We start from the raw sequence: 20,649 nt of genomic DNA on the forward strand, positions 1-20,649 counted from the left end.
TGTGCGGGACCCGCGGGGCGGCCGGGTGCGGGTGCGTGGCCGGGCAGGGAACGAAGAGGAGCAGCGCCAGGTGACGAGCATCGTTCCCGCGCAGGCGGTGACCGGATCCGTCCGGACCGCCGAGGACGGCCGTGCCGTCGGTGACGGTCCCGGACACGACCGGGCGGCCCCCGCGCCGCTCGCGCCGCAGGCCCGGCTGTTCCCCTCGCTCGCGGCCGTCTACCGCGCCCAGCTGTCCAGGGCCAGGGTCGCCCGCATCCCACTGCTCTTCGTGGCGACCTTCCAGTCCGTGGGGATCATGGTGCTGATGCGCGGGGTCGTCGACGGCGGCTCCGAGGCGCGGGCCGTCGTCGCCGGATCCAGCGTCCTCGTGGTGGCCTTCGTCGCGCTCAACCTGCTCGCCCAGTACTTCGGGCAGCTCCGGGCGGGCGGCGGGCTCGACCACTACGCCACGCTGCCCGTGCCGCCCGCCGCGGTGGTGCTCGGTGCGGCCGGGGCGTACGCCTCCTTCACCGTGCCCGGAACGATCGTCACGGCGGTGGCGGGGAGCATGCTGTTCGGACTGCCGCTGACGCATCTGTGGGTGCTCGTCGCCGTCATTCCGCTCTCCGGGGCGGCGCTCTCCGGGCTCGGTGCGGCGTTGGGGCTGCTCGCGCCCCGGCAGGAGCTGGCGACGCTGCTCGGGCAGCTGGGCATGTCGGCGGCGCTGCTGCTCGGTGTCCTGCCGGCCGACCGGCTGCCCGCGCCGATCGACTGGGCCCGTGATCTGCTGCCCTCGACCTACGGTGTCGAGGCGCTCTCCCGTTCCTTCGACGTCCACCCGGACTGGGCGGTCGTCGTACTGGACCTCGCCGTCTGCGCCGCCGTCGGTGTCCTGTCGCTGGCCGCGGCCACCTGGGCGTACCGCAGGGCAGCGGTCCGGTGAGGCGCGGCACGGGTACGCCTGGCACGATGGCACGGTGACCGCACCTCTTACGCCGCCTCACCAGCCCTCGTCCAACGACCCCTGGCAGACCCCGCCGAAATGGGGTGGGGCCGGTGGTCCCGGTGGCCCCGGCTCCGGCGTCCCGGCCGAGTCCGAGGGGGAGAACGACCGCCGGTCGGATCTGCGGCGGGCCGCTGCCGTCACCCTGCTCGTGACCGTCTCGGGTGTCGTGCTCGGCCTCCTCTGGGCGTGGCTGGCTCCGCGGGTCCCGCTGATCTCCGACGGCACGGCCGTCTTCCTGAGCGACAGCGAGGGCGAGGAGGCGATCGGAGCCGACGGCACGTTCGTGCTCCTCGCGTTGGCATGCGGTGCGGTCTCCGCTGCGCTGGTCTTCTGGTTCCAGCGGCGTGGCGGGATCGCCCTGGTGGTGGGGCTGGCGCTGGGCGGCCTGCTCGGTTCACTGGTCGCCTGGCGGCTGGGCGTATGGCTCGGGCCTAACCAGGACGTGGTCGCGCACGCGCGGGCGGTCGGCAAGGGCGTGGTCTTCGACGCACCGCTTCGGCTGCGGGCGAAGGGGGCGGCGTTGCTCATGTGGTCGCTGGGGGCGATGGCGGTTCATCTCGGGTTGACGGCGCTGTTCGGTCCGCGGGATCCGGAACCGGAGTGGGGCGCGTTTCCGGGGTGGGCCGCACGTGGTCCCGTGCCGGGTGCGGGGCCTGCTGCGGGGCCCACCGCTCCGGGCGCGGGTGTGCCGCCGGAAGGGTCCTAGAGCCTGTCCGGTCGATCATGTGCGGAGCCAGATGATGAGGGCTGCGGCGGTGACGGTGCCGAGGTAGACGTAGCCGCGCTTGTCGTATCGCGTGGCCACGGCCCGGAACTGTTTCAGCTTGTTGATGGCCCGCTCGACGGTGTTGCGTTTCTTGTAGCGCTGCTTGTCGAAGCCGGGTGGCCGTCCGCCGCGTGAGCCTTTGCGCCGGCGGGCGCCCTGGCTGTCGGTTTTCTCCGGGATGGTGTGCCGGATGCCCCGGCGGCGCAGGCTGTCCCGGCATGGCCCGTTGCTGTACGCCTTGTCCGCAGCGAGGCTGTCGGGCTTCTTGCGCGGTCTGCCCGGACCGGTGCGCGGAACGCGGATCTTGTCGAGTACGGGGTCCAGTTGGGTGCAGTCGGCCCGTTGGCCGGGTGTGACGACCAGGGACAGCGGCCGGCACCGGCCTTCGGCGCTCAGGTGGAGCTTGGTGGTGAAGCCGCCCCTTGAGCGGCCCAGTCCCTCACCTGCTTCACCACCTCCACCAGGCGGGCGTGAAGGCTCTGCCACGGCGGTTCGTCCTGGTGTTCCCCGCCCGCGTCCCCTTTTGACGTGCGGGGCGCGGGCGGCGGGCTGGTACGGGCACCCGCCGCGTGCTGATGAGCGCGCACCACCGTGGAATCCACCCCGATGTCCCAGTCGATCTCACCAGCGGCATCCGCTTCGGCTTGGACCTGCTGGAGCAGCCGCTCCCAGGTTCCGTCGGCCGACCACAGCCGGTGCCGCTCATAGACCGTCTTCCACGGCCCGAACCGTTCCGGCAGGTCACGCCAGTGAATGCCGGTCCGCACCCGGTGCAAGATCCCGTCGATCACCTGCCGATGATCCCGCCACCTACCGCATCGGCCATTGCCCACCGGCAGGAACGGCCGCAGCCGCTCCCACTCCGCATCTGTCAGATCACCCCGCCCCATGGCCGAGACAACGATCCGCCGACGTGACAGTCACATGGGCGGACAAATCCCAGGGCTTACGCTCCCGGGCATGACCAAGTTCTTCGCCACTGTGTGCCTGCCGCCGACCTCGCCTCGGAAGGTTCCCCAGGCCATAGCTGCCATCATGGCGCCCTACAACGCCAACCTCACCGAGGAATGGAATCCGGTCGGCCATTGGGACTGGTGGGCCATTCACTCCAGCGCGGGCAACGCCTACCTCGTGTTGCCTCCGCACGACGGCGACCGCAGGCTCGTCACGGCCTCAACTGTGCCTCGCAGGAAGGCCAAGCTCGATGCCCTCGGGCCGCTGGAATGTTACGGCGGGCCTCGGGGTCTGCTCGACTTCGACGGTATGCGGAAACGAGCGGCGCGCACGCATGACGCCCTGCTCGCTGCTTGGACCGAGCTGACCGCGATACACCCGCCGGCCCGCCCGCTCGCCGACTTCCTCGCTCGCCACGAGGCCGACCCTGAAAGGTACTCCCAGGCAGACGCCAGGAAGGAGCATCTGGCCCAGCCGCTGGTGCAGGACGTGGCCCAGCGGGCCGTCGCAGGAGACCCGCACTTTGACATGTCGTTCCTACTCAACGACCCGGTCGCGTACTTCGCGCAGGAACACGAGGAAGCACGGCTGTGGTCGGTCCGGTGCGCCGTGCCCGGCTTCGCCCTGGTCACCCTCGATGGCGCGTGGATGGACGCGGACACAGACGGCCACTGGGAACAAGCCAACCGCTATCTCGACGACCTCGACGCCGAGGCCGTCGTCCTCGACCTACTCTGTCACTCCTGAGTCGTCAGACCGGGCAGCCCCATAGGGGTCAGCCCGGCGGCTGCGCGGCGTGAGCCCATGATCGCCCGGACAGGCCCTAGGCGCCACCGGGTAGGGGCCAAAGGGCTGTCCTGCGAGGTCGTGGACGGGTGATGCCCGCGCCGCACCCCGCGCTGTCGCCGACCCGTCAGCCGCCGGGTCCTCCACCGCCGAAAGCACCGTTCTAGGGCTTGTGGTCCGGCACCGGCTCGGGCAGTCCTGCGTACCAGCCCTGGACGGCCGGCCAGAATCCGGCCAGCACCATGGCGACGAGCGCGACGCGGCCCGCGTACCCGGCGACGGACGCCCCGATCGTCCATCGCCGGGGCAGTGACCACGCCGACAAAGCGGCTGCCACTCCGATGAGAACGGTCAGCGGAAGCTCCGCGTACAGCACGCTCCAGTCCGGCCCTGCTCCGAATCCGGCGCGCGCCCGGGGTTCGGCATCCGCGGCCCACCCCAGCAGCCCGACGAATCCACCGGCCAGGGCCACCCCGGTACCACTCAGCGCTTCAACGCGTCCCCTCATGATCATGGGAGACACCGGCTCCATCGTGGTGGTTCCCGGAGAACCGCACGATTCTCCGTCGCGAGGCAGGAAGGCATCCGGTCCGGTCAGCCCCGAACATTTTCACCGGGCCGGGACGAGAGGCCCTACGCCCGGCCGATCTCCGCGAACACCGCTCCCGTGAGCGAGGCCAGATCCGTGGGGGCCAGCTCGACCTCCAGGCCGCGGCGGCCCGCCGAGACGCAGATGGTCGGGTGGGACCGCGCCGATGCGTCCAGCACCGTACGCAGCCGCTTGCGCTGGCCCAGGGGGGAGATGCCGCCCCGCACGTAGCCGGTGGTGCGTTCCGCGGCTGCCGGGTCGGCCATCGTGGCCCGCTTGCCGTCGACCGCCGAGGCCAGTGCCTTGAGGTCCAGGGAACCGGCCACCGGGACGACCGCGACGGTGAGGGTGCCGTCGACGTCCGCGACCAGCGTCTTGAAGACCCGGTCGGGGGAGACGCCCAGGGCCTCGGCGGCCTCCTCGCCGTAGGAGGCCGAGGACGGGTCGTGCTCGTAGGCGTGGACGGTGAACGCCGTGCCGGCCGCGGTCAGTGCGACTGTCGCCGGGGTGCCGCCGGACTGTTGCTGCTTCTTCGGCTTCTTGGCCACGGGGAAGGGTCCTCGGGTCGGTCGTCGGTCAGTTGGGGTGGGTCGGGGCACGGGTCAGGTCCACCGCCGGCAGGGACGGCAGATGCCGGATGACGGCGGTCTCGGAGCGCAGCAGCGTCAGTTCCTCGCGCAGCCGGGTCGCGGTGTCGGGTGCCTGGAGGAGCCGCTGCTTCGACGGAATGTCGAGCACGGCCGCCGCCGCGACCAGGTAGGAGACGACGGAGGGGTCGTCGGGAAGGTCCGCGCCCGTCGTCAGCGACCGCTCGCTCGCCCCGGCCAGCCGCTTCTGGTAGGCGCGGAAGGCCCGCAGGACACCCTCCGCGAGCGCGCCGGCCTCCTCGCCGGGATCCTCGTCCAGCTCTTCGAGTTCGGCCGTCAGATACGGGCCGCCGGCCTCGACGGAGAGCAGCTTGACCCGGGTGGTGCCGGTCGCGAGGACCTCGAAGCTGCCGTCCGGCCGTTCCCGGATCTTCGCCGCGTCGGCGATGCAGCCGACCCGGTGGAAGGTCTGGACCGGATCCGGGCCGAAGCCGTCGGCGGGACCGCGCTCGGCGCGGGTGTGCGTAGCGGCCGGCATTCCGGTGGCCGTCGGGGCGGTCTCACGGCCGTCGCGGATCGCGACCACGGCGAAGCGGCGGGGCTCGTCGTCGGCGGTCTTCAGCAGCTCGCGCATCATGGCGCGATAACGCTCCTCGAAGACGTTCAGCGGCAGCACGAGGCCGGGGAACAGCACCGCGTTCAGCGGGAACAGAGGCAGGCGAGCGGTGGTCACAACGGTCAAGCGTAATGGCCGAGTGGCCCGCTGTGGTCGGCCCGGCCCGACGAGGGCGTCACACGGGCCGCCCGGCGCCGCGCGTCGTCCCTCGCGTCGAGGAACCGGCCGAGCGGGTCGTCGGAGACCGACGACCACGGGAACGAGGCCGCATGCGGTCCGATCTGCCGGAACTGTTCCAGCGCCTCTTCCCAGCGGCCCCGGGCGACCAGCACGAACGCCAGCAGGTTGCGGGCCTCGGCCGGCCAGGGGTCGCCCGGTGCGAACGAGGCGGACAGGGAGATCGCCAGATCCGCCGCGGCGTCGATCCGTTCCTCCTGCACCGAGCTGGTCCGTACGGCCGGTCCCTCGACCAGCACGGCGAATGCGGCCCGCAGCGGCAGCGCCTGGACCAGGGAGCCGGGCAGCGAGTCCTCGGCGGCCCGCTCGGCGAAGTCGAAGCACTCGCGGTGCGAGCCGTACCAGGCGGCGGAGAGGTACCGCAGGGCCGCGACATGGCAGCCGTAGTGGTGCGAGGAGCGCTGGATCGCCTGCTCCCACAGCGCCTCGAAGACGGTGTGCGTGGCGTGGGTGCCGCGCGCGTGGTCGAGCGCGAGCCGCCAGGGCACCGGGTCGCGCGGATCGGCGTCGGCCGCCGCGCTGATCAGCGGTCCCAGCTCGCGCAGCTGCTCGGCCCGGACCGGCGACTCCCAGGCCCGGCGGATCGCCAGTTCGGCCTTGACGAGCAGCGCGTCCGGGTCGTGCGGCGCGGCGGCGAGCCAGTCGGTCAGCCAGCCGTCGCGGCTGCGGGCGAAGGTGACGAGCCGGCCGAGGTAGCGGTCCCGGTTCTCCCACTCGGCGCCGTCCCGGGTGGTGGCGAGGAGTTTCGCGGCCGGTTCGTACTCCCCGAGGGCGGCGGCGACGAGCGCCGGGGAGAGCCGCTCGTCGGGGGCGTCGAGCAGCACCGCGTCGTCCGGCGGCAGCCCGGCGAGCCCCTGGGGGGAGCGCCGGATCGTGCGCGCGGTACGGAGCAGAGCGCGAAGGAAATGCATGGTGCAGACCATTGAAAAGCGCTGGTCGGGACGGCGCCAGAGGGGCACTGTGAAGAGTTGGTGCCGAGTGAATGGGTTGTACCGGGCTTGGTCAATAAAAAGTAAAGGAAAGCGCGGAATCTGGCTTGTTCTTGACGCTCCGGCGTGGGCTGCCCACGCACGGGTCCGGCATGATCCGAACGAGAGACCCCGGGTACCCGGGCATCGCGACAGCACCCGCGGAAGGGCGACGGTCGCCCGGACGGCCGCCCTGTCCACGTCGCTCCGGCCCGTCGTGGCCGGATACCGCTCAGCCGCGGCGCAGCAGCCGTGAAGCGCCGGCCGCGACCGTCGTGGCCAGTATCCAGCCCAGCACGACGAGCACCGCCGCCGCCCACTGCCAGCCGCCCTCCATCCGCCAGTAGCCGTCCTGGCCGAGGTTGATCACCGGCACCAGCAGATCGAGGGCGTACAGCGCCGGGTTCCACTCCGGATGCTCATCCTGTTTGATCGCCGCCGGCACGTGCCGGGAGAAGGCCAGCGTGCCCGCCGCCCACAGCACCGCCATCCACACCGCGGCCCGCCCCGGCCGGTAGCCGTACGCCACCGTCCAGTCCTGCAGGAAACCCCAGAGCTTCGCGGCGGGCGGCAGGGTCTCGCGGCGCCGTCGCTGCTTGGCCAGCAGCACCTCGCGGGCGTCCGCGTCCTCCCCGCAGCTGCGCAGCACGGTCGCGAGGCGTTCGTACGGCTCCGGCACGTACTCCGGGGTCGCCGCCGCCACCCACTCCAGGCGCCGGGAGAGCGGGAAGTGCCCGTACGGGACGAGGCTCTCGTACACGAAACCGCCCATCGCCAGCCCGCCGGGCCCCGGCCAGCTCGTCGACACGTCGATCAGCGTGACGACCCTCGCGCCGTTCAGAACGACCCGGCCCTCCTCCGGCCGCTCCGCGTTGAAGCGCAGCTCCGGGGTGACGATCCGGCGCAGCGACAGCTCCTCGTGCCGGGCCAGGACGAACCGCGCCTTGTGCAGATCGACCGCGTCGCCGAACCGGCCGTCGTCCAGACGCACCCCGCCGCGGCACTCGAAGAACTGCGAACGCGTGCCGCGCGCCGGGGTCGGGGCCATGACGATGCCGTACGGGGGAGTGGTGCCCTGGTTCCCGGTGTCGATGCTCACCCACGCCTCGCTCATGTACAGCGTGCGCTCCACCGTCAGCTGCGGGGCGTTCAGCGCGCGCCGCCCCTCCCTGCCGCGCAGCCGACTGCCGCGCAGACTCAGCGAACCGCCGACCTTCGCCCCGCGCAGACTCAGCTCGCCGCGCGCCTCGACCAGCTCCGCCTGCAGGTCCTGCGCGACCGCCAGTCCGTCGGCGGCCAGGGCGCGCCCGTTGCGGTCGGGGCCGATCTCGATCTGGTTGATCAGCAGATCGGTGCCGATCTGGGCGTCGGTGAGCCGGATGCCGTGAGCGACACGGCAGCGCGGCAGATGCAGATCGCCCTCGGTGCGCAGCCGCGCCGCCTCCAGCCGCGGCATCGCGCAGCCGACGATCCGCAACGTCGTGAAGTGGCATTCGGGCAGCACCACCTCGCTCTCGAAGCGGCAGCCGGTCAGCTCGACGTACGGCGCGACGCGCCCGCCCGCCAGATCCAGTGTTCCCGTGATCCGCACGCCCCGGAGCTTCAGCGCGGCGACCCGGCCGGGCCGGGGCGGGGGACCGGACAGCAGCAGCCGGGCGACGACGCGCCCGTCCACACTGCGTTCCGGTCCCCAGACACGCGGGGCGAACGGATCGTCCCGCGCCGGGTCGCGGGTGCGCAGATCGTAGGTGCTGCCGTTCCTGAAGGCCTGCCACATGCCCAGCTCGGCCGCGCTGAGCCCGTCCGGAAAATCGCCGTCGTGCGGTTCGGTCACGGGTGCCCCTTCCGCTCGGAGCCGTTCTTCCCTCTGGTGTTCCCTCTGGGTGACGAAGTGAACGCTATTGGTCAGGAGTGACCGCCGGGGCATGTATCAGCCAGTGATACGGGCGACCGGACGCCGGAGGCGGTCTGCGAGAATTGCGGTGTGATCTCTCGAATCGATCTGCGCGGCAACGCCCTCCCCGAGGGTGGAGCCCTGCGCGACCTGCTGCCCCGTGCCGAGTTCGACGTGGAAGCCGCCCTGGAGACGGTGCGGCCCATCTGCGAGGACGTACGCCATCGTGGCTCAGCGGCAGTGATCGAGTGGGGGGAGAGGCTGGACGGCGTACGGATCGAATCGATCCGCGTTCCGGCCGCGGCGATCACCGAGGCGCTGGAGCGGCTCGATCCCGCCGTACGGGCCGCGCTGGAGGAGTCCATCCGCCGCGCCCGCCTCGTGCACGCAGAGCAGCGCCGCACCACGCAGACCACCCAGGTCGTCCCCGGCGGCACCGTCACCGAGAAGTGGGTGCCGGTCGAGCGCGTCGGGCTGTACGTGCCGGGCGGGCGCTCCGTCTACCCGTCGTCCGTCGTCATGAACGTCGTGCCGGCCCAGGAGGCGGGCGTCGAGGGCATCGCCGTGTCCTCGCCGCCGCAGAAGGACTTCGGCGGTCTGCCCCACCCCACCATCCTCGCCGCGTGCGCCCTGCTCGGCGTCGACGAGGTGTATGCGGCCGGTGGCGCCCAGGCCGTCGCAATGTTCGCGTACGGAACGGCCGAATGTCTTCCGGTGAACCTCGTCACCGGCCCCGGCAACATCTATGTCGCCGCCGCCAAGCGCCTCCTCAAGGGCCGGGTCGGCATCGACGCCGAGGCGGGCCCCACCGAGATCGCGATCCTCGCCGACTCCACCGCCGACCCGGTGCACGTCGCCGCCGACCTGATCAGCCAGGCCGAGCACGACCCGATGGCCGCCGCCGTCCTGGTCACCGACTCCGAGGATCTGGCCGCCGCCACCGAGGCCGAACTGAAGCCCCAGGTCGCCGCGACCAAGCACGTCACCGACCGGATCGAGCCCGCACTGGCCGGCCGCCAGTCCGCGATCGTCCTGGTCGACGACCTGGAGGACGGCCTCAAGGTCGTCGACGCGTATGCCGCCGAGCACCTGGAGATCCAGACCGCCGACGCCGCCGCGCTTGCCGACCGGGTCCGCAACGCCGGGGCGGTCTTCGTCGGCCCCTGGTCCCCCGTCTCGCTCGGCGACTACTGCGCCGGCTCCAACCACGTCCTGCCCACCGGCGGCTGTGCCTGCCACTCCTCGGGCCTGTCGGTGCAGTCCTTCCTGCGCGGCATCCACATCGTCGACTACACGCGTGACGCGCTCGCCGAGGTCACCCACCATGTCGTGACCCTCGCCGAGGCGGAGGACCTCCCCGCCCACGGCGCCGCGCTCAAGGCCAGGTTCGGCGGAGAGGTTCCACAGCAGTGACGCACAGCAACACCCCTCGCACGACCACACGCATCGACGATCTCCCGATCCGCGACGAGCTGCGCGGCAAGTCCCCGTACGGGGCGCCGCAGCTCGACGTACCCGTGCGTCTGAACACCAACGAGAACCCGTACCCGCTGCCCGAGGCGCTCGTCGAGCGGATCGCCGAGCGCGTCCGCGAGGCCGCCCGCGACCTCAACCGCTACCCCGACCGGGACGCCGTCGAGCTCCGCACGGAACTGGCCCGCTACCTCAGCCGCACCGCCGGGTACGAGGTCGCCCTCGCCAATGTCTGGGCGGCCAACGGCTCCAACGAGGTGCTCCAGCAGCTGCTGCAGACCTTCGGCGGCCCCGGCCGCACCGCGATCGGCTTCGAGCCCTCGTACTCCATGCACGCCCTCATCGCCCGGGGCACCGGCACCGGCTGGATCTCCGGACCGCGCAACGAGGACTTCACCATCGACGTCGACGCGGCCCGGAAGGTCATCGCCGAGCACCGGCCCGATGTCGTCTTCATCACCTCGCCCAACAACCCCACCGGCACCGCCGTGGACGCCGAGACCGTTCTCGCGCTGTACGACGCGGCCCAGGCGGCCGGGCCGTCGATGGTCGTCGTCGACGAGGCGTACGGCGAGTTCAGCCACCACGCCTCGCTGCTCCCGCTGATCGAGGGCCGGCCGACCCTGGTGCTCTCGCGGACCATGTCGAAGGCGTTCGGCGCCGCCGGACTGCGCCTCGGCTACCTCGCCGCCGACCCGGCCGTCGTCGACGCGGTCCAGCTGGTGCGGCTGCCGTACCACCTGTCCTCGGTCACCCAGGCCACCGCGCTCGCCGCCCTGGAGCACACCGATACGCTGCTCGGATACGTCGCCCAGCTGAAGAGCGAGCGCGACCGGATCGTCGCGGAGCTGCGCGCGCTCGGCTACGACGTCACCGACTCGGACGCCAACTTCGTCCAGTTCGGCCGCTTCGCCGACAGCCACGTCGCCTGGCGGCGGATCCTCGACCGGGGCGTTCTGGTCCGGGACAACGGCGTACCGGGATGGCTGCGGGTCTCCGCGGGCACCCCGGCAGAGAACGACGCGTTCCTCGATGCGGTACGCGAACTCAAGAAGGAGCACGACGCATGACTCGCGCGGCCCGCGTAGGAAGAGTCGAACGCACCACCAAGGAAACCTCGGTGCTCGTCGAGATCGATCTCGACGGCACCGGCAAGGTGGATGTGTCGACCGGGGTCGGTTTTTACGACCACATGCTCGACCAGCTCGGCCGGCACGGCCTCTTCGACCTCACGGTCAAGACCGACGGCGACCTGCACATCGACTCGCACCACACCATCGAGGACTCCGCCCTCGCGCTCGGAGCCGCGTTCAAGCAGGCCCTCGGCGACAAGGTCGGCATCTACCGCTTCGGCAACTGCACCGTCCCGCTGGACGAGTCGCTCGCCCAGGTCACCGTCGACCTCTCCGGCCGCCCGTACCTGGTGCACACCGAGCCCGAGAACATGGCGCCCATGATCGGCGCGTACGACACGACGATGACCCGGCACATCCTGGAGTCCTTCGTCGCCCAGGCCCAGATCGCCCTGCACGTCCACGTGCCGTACGGGCGCAACGCCCACCACATCGTGGAGTGCCAGTTCAAGGCGCTCGCCCGCGCCCTGCGTTACGCCAGCGAGCACGATCCGCGCGCCGCCGGGATACTCCCCTCCACGAAGGGCGCGCTGTGACCGGCCTCAACACCATCCTGATCGTCCTCGGCCTCTTCCTGGCCGGCGGCGTCTACTCCTTCGCGAAGCAGGGCATGCCCAAGGGCGTCGTCGTCCTGCTCTCCATCGCCTCCGTGATGTGCCTGGTGGCAGGCATTCTGCGGATCCAGGGACTCTGGGACTGAGGAACGAGCTGTGAGCGACAACAAGAAGGTCGTCGTCTTCGACTACGGCTTCGGCAACGTCCGCTCCGCCGAGCGGGCCCTCGCCCACGTCGGCGCGGACGTCGAGATCACCCGCGACTACGAGAAGGCGATGAACGCCGACGGGCTGCTGGTGCCCGGCGTCGGCGCGTTCTCCGCCTGCATGGACGGGCTGAAGAAGGCCCGCGGCGAATGGATCATCGGCCGCAGGCTCTCCGGCGGCCGCCCCGTCATGGGCATCTGCGTCGGTATGCAGATCCTCTTCGAGCGCGGCATCGAGCACGGCGTGGAGACGGAGGGGCTGGACGAATGGCCCGGCACCGTCGCCCCGCTGAAGGCCCCGATCGTCCCGCACATGGGCTGGAACACCGTGCGGTCCCCCGAGGACTCCCAGCTCTTCGCGGGTCTCGACCCCGAGGCCCGGTTCTACTTCGTGCACTCCTACGCCGTGCACGAATGGAGCCTGGAGGTCACCAACGCCAAGATCCGCGCGCCCCGGGTCACCTGGGCCACCCACGGCGAGCCGTTCGTCGCCGCCGTGGAGAACGGCGCCCTGTGGGCCACCCAGTTCCACCCCGAGAAGTCCGGCGATGCCGGCGCCCAGCTGCTGACCAACTGGATCGAGACGCTGTAATGCCGAAGCTTGAACTGCTCCCCGCCGTCGACGTCCGCGACGGGCAGGCCGTCCGCCTCGTCCATGGCGAGTCCGGCTCCGAGACCTCCTACGGTTCCCCGCTGGAGGCCGCCCTCGCCTGGCAGAGCGCCGGGGCCGAGTGGCTGCACCTCGTCGACCTGGACGCCGCCTTCGGCACCGGGGACAACCGGGCGCTGATCGCCGAGGTGGCCGGCGCCATGGACATCAAGGTCGAGCTCTCCGGCGGCATCCGCGACGACGCCTCGCTCGCCGCCGCCCTCGCCACCGGCTGCCGCCGGGTCAACCTCGGCACCGCCGCCCTGGAGACGCCGGAGTGGGTCGCCAAGGTCATCGCCGAGCACGGTGACAAGATCGCCGTCGGCCTCGACGTCCGCGGCACGACGCTGCGCGGCCGCGGCTGGACCCGCGACGGCGGCGACCTCTACGAGACACTCGCCCGCCTCGACTCCGAGGGCTGCGCCCGCTACGTCGTCACCGACATCGCCAAGGACGGCACGCTCCAGGGACCCAACCTGGAACTCCTGAAGAACGTCTGCGCCGCCACCGACAAGCCCGTCGTCGCCTCCGGCGGCGTCTCCTCGCTGGACGACCTGCGGGCCATCTCCTCGCTCGTCCCGGACGGCGTCGAGGGCGCGATCGTCGGCAAGGCGCTGTACGCCAAGGCGTTCACCCTCGAAGAGGCGCTGCAGGTGGTCTCCGGATGAGCGACTCCGTCAACCGCATCTCCTCCGGTGCCCCCTGGGAGGAGAGGTTCGGCTACTCCCGCGCGGTCGAGCTGCCGAACGGCCTCGTCCTGGTGGCCGGCTGCACGTCGGTGGAGAACGGGCAGATCTCCGCGGGCGGCCCGTACGAGCAGACCGTCACCTCCTTCAAGGTCGCCTTCGACGCGCTGAAGCAGCTCGGTCTGGGCCGTGAGGACGTCGTCCGCACCCGGATGTACGTCACGCACGCCCGGGACGTGGACGAGGTCGGCCGCGCCCACAAGGAGCTCTTCGACGACGTCCGCCCCGCCGCGTCGATGATCATCGTGTCCGGTCTGGTGGACCCGAGCCTGGTCGTCGAGGTCGAGGTCGAGGCGTACCGGGGAGGTGCGCGGTGAGCCTCGCGGTGCGCGTCATTCCGTGCCTGGACGTCGACAACGGCCGGGTCGTCAAGGGCGTCAACTTCCAGAACCTGCGCGACGCGGGCGATCCCGTCGAGATGGCGAAGCTGTACGACGCCGAGGGCGCCGACGAGCTGACCTTCCTCGACATCACCGCGTCCAGCGGTGACCGGGAGACCACCTACGACGTGGTGCGCCGCACCGCCGAGCAGGTCTTCATCCCGCTCACCGTCGGCGGCGGCGTCCGGACCGCCGACGACGTCGACACGTTGCTGCGGGCCGGTGCGGACAAGGTCGGTGTCAACACCGCGGCCATCGCCCGCCCGGACCTGATCCGGGAGATCGCCGAGCGCTTCGGCCGCCAGGTCCTGGTGCTCTCCGTGGACGCCCGGCGCACGCCGTCGGGCACCTTCGAGGTCACCACGCACGGCGGCCGCCGGGGCACCGGCATCGACGCCGTCGAATGGGCGCACCGGGCCGCCGAGCTGGGCGCGGGCGAGATCCTGCTCAACTCCATGGACGCCGACGGCACCAAGGACGGCTACGACACCGAGATGATCGCGGCGGTCCGGGAGCACGTGACCGTCCCCGTCATCGCCTCCGGCGGCGCGGGTCGGCTCGCGGACTTCGCGCCGGCCATCGCGGCGGGCGCCGACGCGGTACTCGCCGCGTCCGTCTTCCACTTCGGTGATCTGCGGATCTCCGAGGTCAAGGGCGCTCTCAGGGAGGCCGGACACCCGGTCCGCTGACCCGCGCGTACGCATCGATCGCCGGACGGAGCCGATTTTTCGGCCCCGTCCGGCGTTCGACGTTCTGAGGGCTGCCGTCTCTCTCCGATCGTGGCCGCACCGCCACCCGAATCCCGCAGCTTTTATTTCGCAATAAAGATTGCGCAAGTTTTCTTTTCTATCTACGGTGAGGGCATGACAAGCAATGAATCGCGCCGGATCTCGGATCTGGAGACCCTCAAGGCGTTCGGACACCCCCTGCGGATGAAGCTGTACCGGCTGCTCTACATCTCCCGCACGGCCACCGCCTCCCAGCTCGCGGAGCAGGTCGACGAGGCGGTCTCGCTGGTCAGCTACCACCTGCGCAAGCTCGCCGACCACGGTCTGATCGTGGAGGCCGAGCGGCAGGGCAAGGACGGCCGGGAGCGCTGGTGGCAGCCCGCCTCGAAGGGGCTGAGCTTCCACGAGGAGGACTTCAGCGACGCGCCCGAGAAGGCCGCCGCACACGCCGCGTTCGGCCGGCTCTCCTTCGACCAGCGCAGCGAGCTGTACCGCCGCTACCTCGACTCGGCCCAGAGCTGGCCGGAGGAGTGGCGCGGCGCCGCCTCCAGCTCCGAGTACCTCGCCCGGCTCACCGCCGAGGAGCTCACCGCGCTCAGCCGCGAGGTGCACGAACTGATCGACCGGTACGAGGCGCTCGGCCGTGCCCGCGACGAGGCGGGGGACACGGAAGGCCGCGAGAACGTCGCCATGCACGTGTACGCATTCCCGTTCCGCAACTGACCCGCCGTCCCGGGAGGACGAACCTCATGACCGTCACCGGCACGACCGCGCAAGCCCCCGAACGCCCCGCCCACCGCGACGGCAACGTCCTTCGCTGGCTCGGTGCCTACACCGCTTCGATGATCGGCGACAGCGTCTACTACATGGCGCTGGCCTGGGCCGCCGCCCGCTCCGGCAGCCCCACCCAGACCGGACTCGTCCTAGCCGTGGGCTCCATACCCAGGGCCGTCCTGATGCTCGGCGGGGGAGTGCTCGCCGACCGGATCGGGCCGCGCCGCGTCGTCATCGGCAGCGACGCCGCCCGCTGCCTGGTCGTCCTCGGCCTGGCCGGTGCACTGCTGCTCACCTCGCCCGCGCTGTGGATGCTGATCGCCGTCGCGCTCGTCTTCGGCGTCGTCGACGCCCTCTTCCTGCCCGCCGTCGGCGCACTGCCGCCCCGGATCACCGAGGCCGGAGAGCTGGCCCGGGTCCAGGGAATGCGCGGACTGGCCACCCGTACCGCCAATGTCGTCGGCGCCCCGCTCGGCGGCCTCGCGGTGGCCCTCGGCGGGCCTGCGCTCGCCTTCGCCGCGGCCGGGGTGCTCTTCGCCGTGTCGCTGCCGCTGCTGCTGTCGCTGCGGATCCGCCCGCTGCCCGACCAGGAGAGCGCCGAACGCTCCGGCACCGCCTGGCACGACCTGGCCGACGGGCTGCGCCACATCCGCCGCCACCCGCTGCTCGGACCGCTGATGCTGGTCGTCGCCGTCACCGAGCTGGGCTACGCCGGACCGCTCAACCTCGGCCTGATCCTGCTCGCCAAGGAACGCGCCTGGGGCGCCTCCGGCATGGGCTGGATCATCGCCGCGTTCGGGATCGGCGCGGGCGCGTCGGCGCTGCTGCTCGCCGTACGCGGCCGGGTGCCGCGCGCCGGTCTGGTGATGTGCCTGATGATTCTGACCGGTGCGGCGGCCGTCGGTGCCCTGGCATACCTGCCCTCGGTGGCGCTCGCCGTCGCCGCGGCCCTGTGCATCGGGCTCTTCGCCGGGCTCGGCGGCTCCCTGTGCGGCGCACTGATCCAGACCGTCACCGAACCCGCCTACCTCGGCCGGGTCACCTCGGTCTCGACGCTCTTCACCCACGCGATCGCCCCGCTCAGCTACCCGGTCACCGGAGCGGCCGTCGCGCTCTGGGGCACCGGCCCGGTCTTCGTCGCCAGCGCCGCGGTGTGCGCGGCGGGGGCGGTGTCCGCGCTGACCTCCACCCGGTTGCGCCGCGCGGAACTCCCGGGCTGAACCGTCCCCGTACGCGTCACATGCCCAGCTCGGCCGTGTGCAGTCGGGCCACCGCCTCCGTGTCGCCCTCCAGCCCCACCGTCGCCGCGTCCTGCCGGCCGAACACGAAGAGCAGCAGCTCGCCCGGCTCGCCGGTGACCGTCACGACCGGGGTGCCCTTGTGCGCCACCGCCGTCTGGCCGTCCGGGCGGCGCAGCACCAGCCCCACCGGGGACTTGCGGCCCAGCAGCCGGGCCGTCCTCTCCGCGCGGGACCACAGCACATCGGCGAAGACCGGGTCCAGTTCCCGCCGCGACCAGTCCGGCTGGGCCCGGCGCACATCCTCCGCGTGGACGTAGAACTCGACGGTGTTGGCGGCCTCGTCGATCTGCTTCAGACCGAACGGGGACATCCGCGGCGGACCGGTACGGATCAGCTGGATCAGCTCCTCGTACGGCTTCGCCGTGTACTCCGCCTGCACCCGTTCGAGGCGGTTCTTCAGCACGCCCAGCAGCGCGCCTCCCGCCGCGTCCGGCCGGCGCTCGCGGACCACCACATGGGCGGCGAGGTCCCTGGTCGTCCAGCCCCGGCACAGAGTCGGGGCCTCCGGTCCCGCCGCCTCCAACAGGTCGGCGAGCAGAAGTCGTTCGCGCTTCGCATGGGTCGACATGCTCGCCAGCGTACGACCGTCGCACGCGGTCCGCCCAGTGGACGCCGTACGGAACCGCTCCCGCGACCACGGCACAATGGGCGCATGACCAGCGCGCCCACGCCCAGCACCCCGCCGCCGTCCGGCAACCTCGATCCGGCCATCGCCGCCCGCCTCAAGCGCGGCGCCGACGGGCTCGTTCCGGCCATCGCCCAGCAGTACGACACCGGCGAGGTGCTGATGCTCGGCTGGATGGACGACGAGGCGCTGCACCGCACGCTCACCACCGGCCGCTGCACCTACTGGTCCCGCAGCCGTCAGGAGTACTGGGTCAAGGGCGACACCTCGGGCCACGTCCAGCAGGTCAAGTCCGTCGCCCTCGACTGCGACGCCGACACCGTCCTCGTCAGGGTCGACCAGACGGGTGCCGCCTGCCACACCGGCGACCGCACCTGCTTCGACGCCGACGTCCTCCCGCTCGCTCAGTAGGGTCGCCCGCCATGGATCTCGATACCTTCCGCAAGCTGGCCGTCGAACGGCGCGTCATCCCCGTCACCCGCCGGCTCCTCGCGGACGGCGACACCCCGGTCGGCCTCTACCGCAAACTCGCGGGCGAGCGCACCGGCACCTTCCTCCTGGAATCCGCGGAGAACGGCCGCAGCTGGTCGCGCTACTCCTTCATCGGGGTACGCAGCGCCGCGACCCTCACCGCGCGCGACGGGCAGGCCCACTGGCTGGGCACCCCGCCCGTCGGGGTCCCCGTCGACGGTGACCCGCTGCAGGCCCTGCGCGCCACCATCGAGACCCTGCACACCCCGCACGACCTGGTCGTGGACGGGGACCCCGACGGGTTGCCCCCGTTCACCGGCGGCATGGTCGGCTATCTGGGCTACGACATCGTGCGCCGCCTGGAGAGGATCGGCGACAGCGCGGAGGACGACCTGCACCTCCCCGAGCTGACGATGCTCCTCACCTCGGACCTCGCCGTGCTCGACCACTGGGACGGCAGCGTCCTCCTGATCGCCAACGCGATCAACCACAACGACCTCGCGACCGGCGTCGACGAGGCGTACGCGGACGCCGTCGCCCGTCTCGACGCCATGGAGCGGGACCTCGCGCGCCCGGTCGAGAACGCCCCCGCCGCCCTGCCGCCGTCCGAGCTGCCCCCGTACACCGCGCTGTGGGGCGGCACGGCGTACCAGGGCGCCGTCGAGGACGTGAAGGAGCGCATCAGGGCCGGCGAGGCCTTCCAGGTCGTTCCCTCCCAGCGCTTCGAAACCCCCTGCACGGCAAGCGCGTTGGACGTCTACCGGGTGCTGCGCGCCACCAACCCGTCGCCGTACATGTACCTCTTCCGCTTCGACGGCTTCGACGTCGCGGGCTCCAGCCCGGAAGCCCTCGTCAAGGTCGAGGACGGACGTGCGATGGTCCACCCGATCGCCGGGACCAGGCACCGCGGCGCCACCCCGCAGGAGGACCAGGCCCTCGCCGACGAACTCCTCGCCGACCCGAAGGAACGCGCCGAGCACCTGATGCTCGTCGACCTCGGCCGCAACGACCTCGGGCGGGTCTGCGAACCCGGCACCGTCGAGGTGGTCGACTTCATGTCGATCGAGCGGTACTCGCACGTGATGCACATCGTCTCCACCGTCACCGGCAGGGTCGCCGAGGGCCGCACCGCCTTCGACGTCCTCACCGCCTGCTTCCCCGCGGGCACCCTCTCCGGCGCCCCCAAGCCCCGTGCGATGCAGATCATCGAGGAGCTCGAACCGACCCGCCGCGGACTGTACGGCGGCTGCGTCGGCTACCTCGACTTCGCCGGGGACTCCGACACCGCCATCGCGATCCGGACCGCCCTGCTCCGTGACGGCACGGCGTACGTCCAGGCCGGAGCGGGGGTCGTCGCCGACTCCGACCCGGTCGCCGAGGACACCGAGTGCCGCAACAAGGCCGCCGCGGTGCTCCGCGCGGTGCATACGGCCAACCGGCTCCACGGCTGACGAGTCCGTAGGGGATAGTGGGGTATGTGAGTGCTGTTCCCGTACCCCAGCCCCGTGCCCGAGCGGCCACCGCCGACGCCACGGGAAGCCGCCGCAGCCTGGCCGCCGGACTGCTCCTCGGCGCGGCCGGTGCCACCGTCGTCCTGCTCGCCTCCGGCCAGACCTGGGCCGAGGGCCGGGCGGCCGTCGGCGGCGGCTCCCTGCCGCTGACCGCCGACGGTCAGGACGTCACCGGTCTCCCGGCGGCCCTGGCCATCGTCGGCCTGGCCGCCCTCGTCGCCGTCTTCGCCGTCCGCAGCCGCGGGCGGCTGATCGTCGCCGGGCTCCTCGCCCTCAGCGGCCTCGGTGCCGGACTGAGCGCCTGTCTCGGCGCCTCCGACAGCTCGGCGCTCGACGAGAAGGCCGCCCAGACCACCGGCGACGCCGCGGCGACCATCGGTGCCCTCAGCCACACCGCGTGGCCCTACGTCACAGCGGCCGGCGGCCTGCTGATCCTCCTCGCCGGGCTGCTCGCCCTGCGGTACGGGAAGCTCTGGCCCACCATGTCGGGACGGTACGAACGGGACGGCACCCCCCGCCCCCGCAAGGCCGCCCGCACCGCCCCGGACCCGGACCGGCCCGAGGACCTGTGGAAGGCCCTGGACCGCGGTGAGGACCCGACGCGCGAGGCATGACCCCCCAGCTCACGTCGTACCCGCGCGTACGGGACAATGAAGCCGAGCTTTCTGCACAGCGGCACCAACAGCGGCACCAGCTTTGCGTACAGCGATACCAACAGCGCATCACCAACAAGGAGCAACTCATGGCGGGCAGCAGCCACGGACACACCCCGGCCGCCTGGACCGGTGTCATCATCTCCTTCATCGGCTTCTGCGTCGCGGGCGTCTTCACGGTCGCGGCCAACCTGGTCGGCTTCTGGGCCGGTATCGCCGTCATCCTCCTCGGCGGTGTGGTCGGCCTCGCGATGAAGGCCGCGGGCCTCGGCATGCCGAAGGAGTCCGAGGAGATGGCCCGTGCCAGGGCACGTGCCGCGCAGGCCCAGATCTCCTGACGTCTGCGGCAACGCGGCACCCGCCGCGTGTGCGAGGCGCAGCCCGGCCGGGCTGCGCCTTTCCGCGTCAGCGGGGACAATCACCGGGTGGACGCATCGCCTACCCCAGCCGCAGCGCCGTCGGCGCCGGGCCCCGGGCCCGCCTCCGGTCCCCCGCCCATGTCCGGGCAGCCGCCGACGTCCGGCCGGCCGTCCCCGCCCGTCTTCCCTCCGGCCCCGGTGCCCGCCTCACGGATCCGGCGGCTCGCCGTCCCGGCGGGGGTCATGGCCGCGGTCGTCGGCGCCTTCGGGTACGTCGGCGCCGTCGACCCCAATCAGCCCGGCCACTACCCGGTCTGCCCGCTGCTGCGGTTCACCGGCCTGTACTGCCCCGGATGCGGCGGGCTGCGCAGTGCCCACGCCGTCGCTCACGGCGACATCGCCGCCGCCCTCGGCTCCAACGCTCTTGCCGTCGTCGGCTACGGGGTCTTCGCCGTCCTCTGGGTGGTCTGGACGGCGCGCGCCGCCCGGGGAAGGCCCATGGGCATCGCCACGAAACCCGTTGTCTGGTGGGGGATCGGGGCCGTGCTGCTGATCTTCTCGGTCGTCCGGAATCTGCCGTTCGGATCGGCGCTGGCGCCTTGAATGCCCAGGTAGTGGGACATTCGCCGACTGGATTCGGGCCCTTCGCCCTCCTGCGGATAGCATTGACATGGCTGATCCTGTTCCCTCATCACCGTCCC

The 20,649-nt window shown here is 71.9% G+C and carries 25 protein-coding genes; 18 read left to right on the forward strand and 7 right to left on the reverse strand.

Annotated elements, in window-relative coordinates; genetic code table 11:
* Positions 1-70: 70 nt before the first annotated feature.
* Complete coding sequence (locus ACIRP2_RS05055; protein WP_404246625.1) at positions 71-925, forward strand: ABC transporter permease; 855 nt, start codon at positions 71-73, stop codon at positions 923-925.
* A gap of 34 nt (positions 926-959) precedes the next feature.
* Positions 960-1,694, forward strand: coding sequence for an ABC transporter permease (locus ACIRP2_RS05060; RefSeq protein ID WP_404246627.1), 735 nt, complete (start codon positions 960-962; stop codon positions 1,692-1,694).
* Between the two features lie 15 nt (positions 1,695-1,709).
* Here ACIRP2_RS05060 and ACIRP2_RS05065 read toward each other — a convergent pair.
* Positions 1,710-2,644 (reverse strand): IS5 family transposase gene (locus ACIRP2_RS05065; protein WP_404246629.1). Its coding sequence is split into 2 segments (ribosomal slippage): positions 1,710-2,306 and positions 2,309-2,644, totalling 933 coding nucleotides; the frame shifts between segments, so codons are not numbered across the junction.
* Positions 2,645-2,714: 70 nt separating this feature from the next.
* Here ACIRP2_RS05065 and ACIRP2_RS05070 point away from each other — a divergent pair.
* Positions 2,715-3,455, forward strand: coding sequence for a hypothetical protein (locus ACIRP2_RS05070; RefSeq protein WP_404246631.1), 741 nt, complete (start codon positions 2,715-2,717; stop codon positions 3,453-3,455).
* Positions 3,456-3,657: 202 nt separating this feature from the next.
* On the opposite strand, the gene ACIRP2_RS05075 is transcribed toward ACIRP2_RS05070, so the two are convergent.
* From ACIRP2_RS05075 to ACIRP2_RS05095, 5 genes are all read right to left on the reverse strand, one after another.
* Positions 3,658-4,002 (reverse strand): hypothetical protein, encoded by a 345-nt coding sequence (locus ACIRP2_RS05075; protein ID WP_404246633.1) that lies wholly within the window; start codon positions 4,000-4,002, stop codon positions 3,658-3,660.
* Between the two features lie 125 nt (positions 4,003-4,127).
* Entirely contained in the window at positions 4,128-4,631 is a 504-nt protein-coding gene (gene ybaK, locus ACIRP2_RS05080; RefSeq protein WP_404246635.1) for a Cys-tRNA(Pro) deacylase, read from the reverse strand.
* A 28-nt stretch (positions 4,632-4,659) separates the two neighbouring features.
* Positions 4,660-5,403: an LON peptidase substrate-binding domain-containing protein gene (locus tag ACIRP2_RS05085; protein WP_404246637.1), complete on the reverse strand. Its 744-nt coding sequence runs from the start codon at positions 5,401-5,403 to the stop codon at positions 4,660-4,662.
* A 5-nt stretch (positions 5,404-5,408) separates the two neighbouring features.
* The gene (locus tag ACIRP2_RS05090; RefSeq protein ID WP_404246639.1) at positions 5,409-6,446 is read right to left on the reverse strand and encodes a hypothetical protein; all 1,038 of its coding nucleotides are present in this window, start codon (positions 6,444-6,446) and stop codon (positions 5,409-5,411) included.
* A gap of 277 nt (positions 6,447-6,723) precedes the next feature.
* A complete protein-coding gene (locus tag ACIRP2_RS05095) occupies positions 6,724-8,325 on the reverse strand; it encodes an oxidoreductase (RefSeq protein ID WP_404246641.1) in 1,602 nt (533 codons plus the stop codon).
* Positions 8,326-8,475: 150 nt separating this feature from the next.
* On the opposite strand from ACIRP2_RS05095, the gene hisD reads away from it, so the two are divergent.
* The 10 genes from hisD (at position 8,476) to ACIRP2_RS05145 (ending at position 16,248) form a co-directional block, all read left to right on the forward strand.
* Positions 8,476-9,798 (forward strand): histidinol dehydrogenase, encoded by a 1,323-nt coding sequence (hisD, locus tag ACIRP2_RS05100; protein WP_404246643.1) that lies wholly within the window; start codon positions 8,476-8,478, stop codon positions 9,796-9,798.
* The gene (locus ACIRP2_RS05105) at positions 9,795-10,928 is read left to right on the forward strand and encodes a histidinol-phosphate transaminase (protein WP_404246645.1); all 1,134 of its coding nucleotides are present in this window, start codon (positions 9,795-9,797) and stop codon (positions 10,926-10,928) included. The genes hisD and ACIRP2_RS05105 overlap by 4 nt, the downstream gene beginning before the upstream one ends.
* The gene (gene hisB / locus ACIRP2_RS05110) at positions 10,925-11,527 is read left to right on the forward strand and encodes an imidazoleglycerol-phosphate dehydratase HisB (protein ID WP_404246647.1); all 603 of its coding nucleotides are present in this window, start codon (positions 10,925-10,927) and stop codon (positions 11,525-11,527) included. The genes ACIRP2_RS05105 and hisB overlap by 4 nt, the downstream gene beginning before the upstream one ends.
* On the forward strand, positions 11,524-11,691 hold the full coding sequence (locus ACIRP2_RS05115) for a hypothetical protein (protein ID WP_404246649.1): 168 nt from the start codon (positions 11,524-11,526) through the stop codon (positions 11,689-11,691). Before hisB ends, ACIRP2_RS05115 begins: the two co-directional genes overlap by 4 nt.
* Before the next feature lie 10 nt (positions 11,692-11,701).
* Complete coding sequence (gene hisH / locus ACIRP2_RS05120; protein ID WP_404246651.1) at positions 11,702-12,343, forward strand: imidazole glycerol phosphate synthase subunit HisH; 642 nt, start codon at positions 11,702-11,704, stop codon at positions 12,341-12,343.
* Positions 12,343-13,068 carry a bifunctional 1-(5-phosphoribosyl)-5-((5-phosphoribosylamino)methylideneamino)imidazole-4-carboxamide isomerase/phosphoribosylanthranilate isomerase PriA gene (gene priA, locus ACIRP2_RS05125; protein WP_404246653.1) on the forward strand — a complete coding sequence of 242 codons (726 nt, stop codon included), beginning with the start codon at positions 12,343-12,345 and terminating at the stop codon, positions 13,066-13,068. Before hisH ends, priA begins: the two co-directional genes overlap by 1 nt.
* On the forward strand, positions 13,065-13,463 hold the full coding sequence (locus ACIRP2_RS05130; RefSeq protein ID WP_376218532.1) for a RidA family protein: 399 nt from the start codon (positions 13,065-13,067) through the stop codon (positions 13,461-13,463). The genes priA and ACIRP2_RS05130 overlap by 4 nt, the downstream gene beginning before the upstream one ends.
* Positions 13,460-14,215 (forward strand): imidazole glycerol phosphate synthase subunit HisF, encoded by a 756-nt coding sequence (gene hisF, locus ACIRP2_RS05135; RefSeq protein WP_404246656.1) that lies wholly within the window; start codon positions 13,460-13,462, stop codon positions 14,213-14,215. Before ACIRP2_RS05130 ends, hisF begins: the two co-directional genes overlap by 4 nt.
* Positions 14,216-14,389: 174 nt before the next feature.
* A complete protein-coding gene (locus ACIRP2_RS05140) occupies positions 14,390-14,977 on the forward strand; it encodes an ArsR/SmtB family transcription factor (RefSeq protein ID WP_404246658.1) in 588 nt (195 codons plus the stop codon).
* A gap of 26 nt (positions 14,978-15,003) precedes the next feature.
* Positions 15,004-16,248 carry an MFS transporter gene (locus tag ACIRP2_RS05145; RefSeq protein WP_404246660.1) on the forward strand — a complete coding sequence of 415 codons (1,245 nt, stop codon included), beginning with the start codon at positions 15,004-15,006 and terminating at the stop codon, positions 16,246-16,248.
* A 16-nt stretch (positions 16,249-16,264) separates the two neighbouring features.
* Here ACIRP2_RS05145 and ACIRP2_RS05150 read toward each other — a convergent pair whose 3' ends face one another.
* Positions 16,265-16,897 (reverse strand): TIGR03085 family metal-binding protein, encoded by a 633-nt coding sequence (locus ACIRP2_RS05150; protein WP_351086859.1) that lies wholly within the window; start codon positions 16,895-16,897, stop codon positions 16,265-16,267.
* A gap of 84 nt (positions 16,898-16,981) precedes the next feature.
* Here ACIRP2_RS05150 and hisI point away from each other — a divergent pair, with 84 nt between their 5' ends.
* The 5 genes from hisI (at position 16,982) to ACIRP2_RS05175 (ending at position 20,551) form a co-directional block, all read left to right on the forward strand.
* Complete coding sequence (gene hisI, locus ACIRP2_RS05155; protein ID WP_342286399.1) at positions 16,982-17,365, forward strand: phosphoribosyl-AMP cyclohydrolase; 384 nt, start codon at positions 16,982-16,984, stop codon at positions 17,363-17,365.
* An 11-nt stretch (positions 17,366-17,376) separates the two neighbouring features.
* The gene (locus ACIRP2_RS05160; RefSeq protein WP_404246661.1) at positions 17,377-18,876 is read left to right on the forward strand and encodes an anthranilate synthase component I; all 1,500 of its coding nucleotides are present in this window, start codon (positions 17,377-17,379) and stop codon (positions 18,874-18,876) included.
* A 17-nt stretch (positions 18,877-18,893) separates the two neighbouring features.
* On the forward strand, positions 18,894-19,550 hold the full coding sequence (locus ACIRP2_RS05165; protein WP_404246663.1) for a TIGR02234 family membrane protein: 657 nt from the start codon (positions 18,894-18,896) through the stop codon (positions 19,548-19,550).
* 128 nt (positions 19,551-19,678) lie between these two features.
* The gene (locus ACIRP2_RS05170) at positions 19,679-19,927 is read left to right on the forward strand and encodes an HGxxPAAW family protein (RefSeq protein ID WP_361442140.1); all 249 of its coding nucleotides are present in this window, start codon (positions 19,679-19,681) and stop codon (positions 19,925-19,927) included.
* Between the two features lie 87 nt (positions 19,928-20,014).
* Positions 20,015-20,551, forward strand: coding sequence for a DUF2752 domain-containing protein (locus ACIRP2_RS05175; protein WP_404246665.1), 537 nt, complete (start codon positions 20,015-20,017; stop codon positions 20,549-20,551).
* Positions 20,552-20,649: the final 98 nt, after the last annotated feature.

It is taken from the genome of Streptomyces sp. NPDC101194 (assembly GCF_044767885.1).
Taxonomy (GTDB): domain Bacteria; phylum Actinomycetota; class Actinomycetes; order Streptomycetales; family Streptomycetaceae; genus Streptomyces.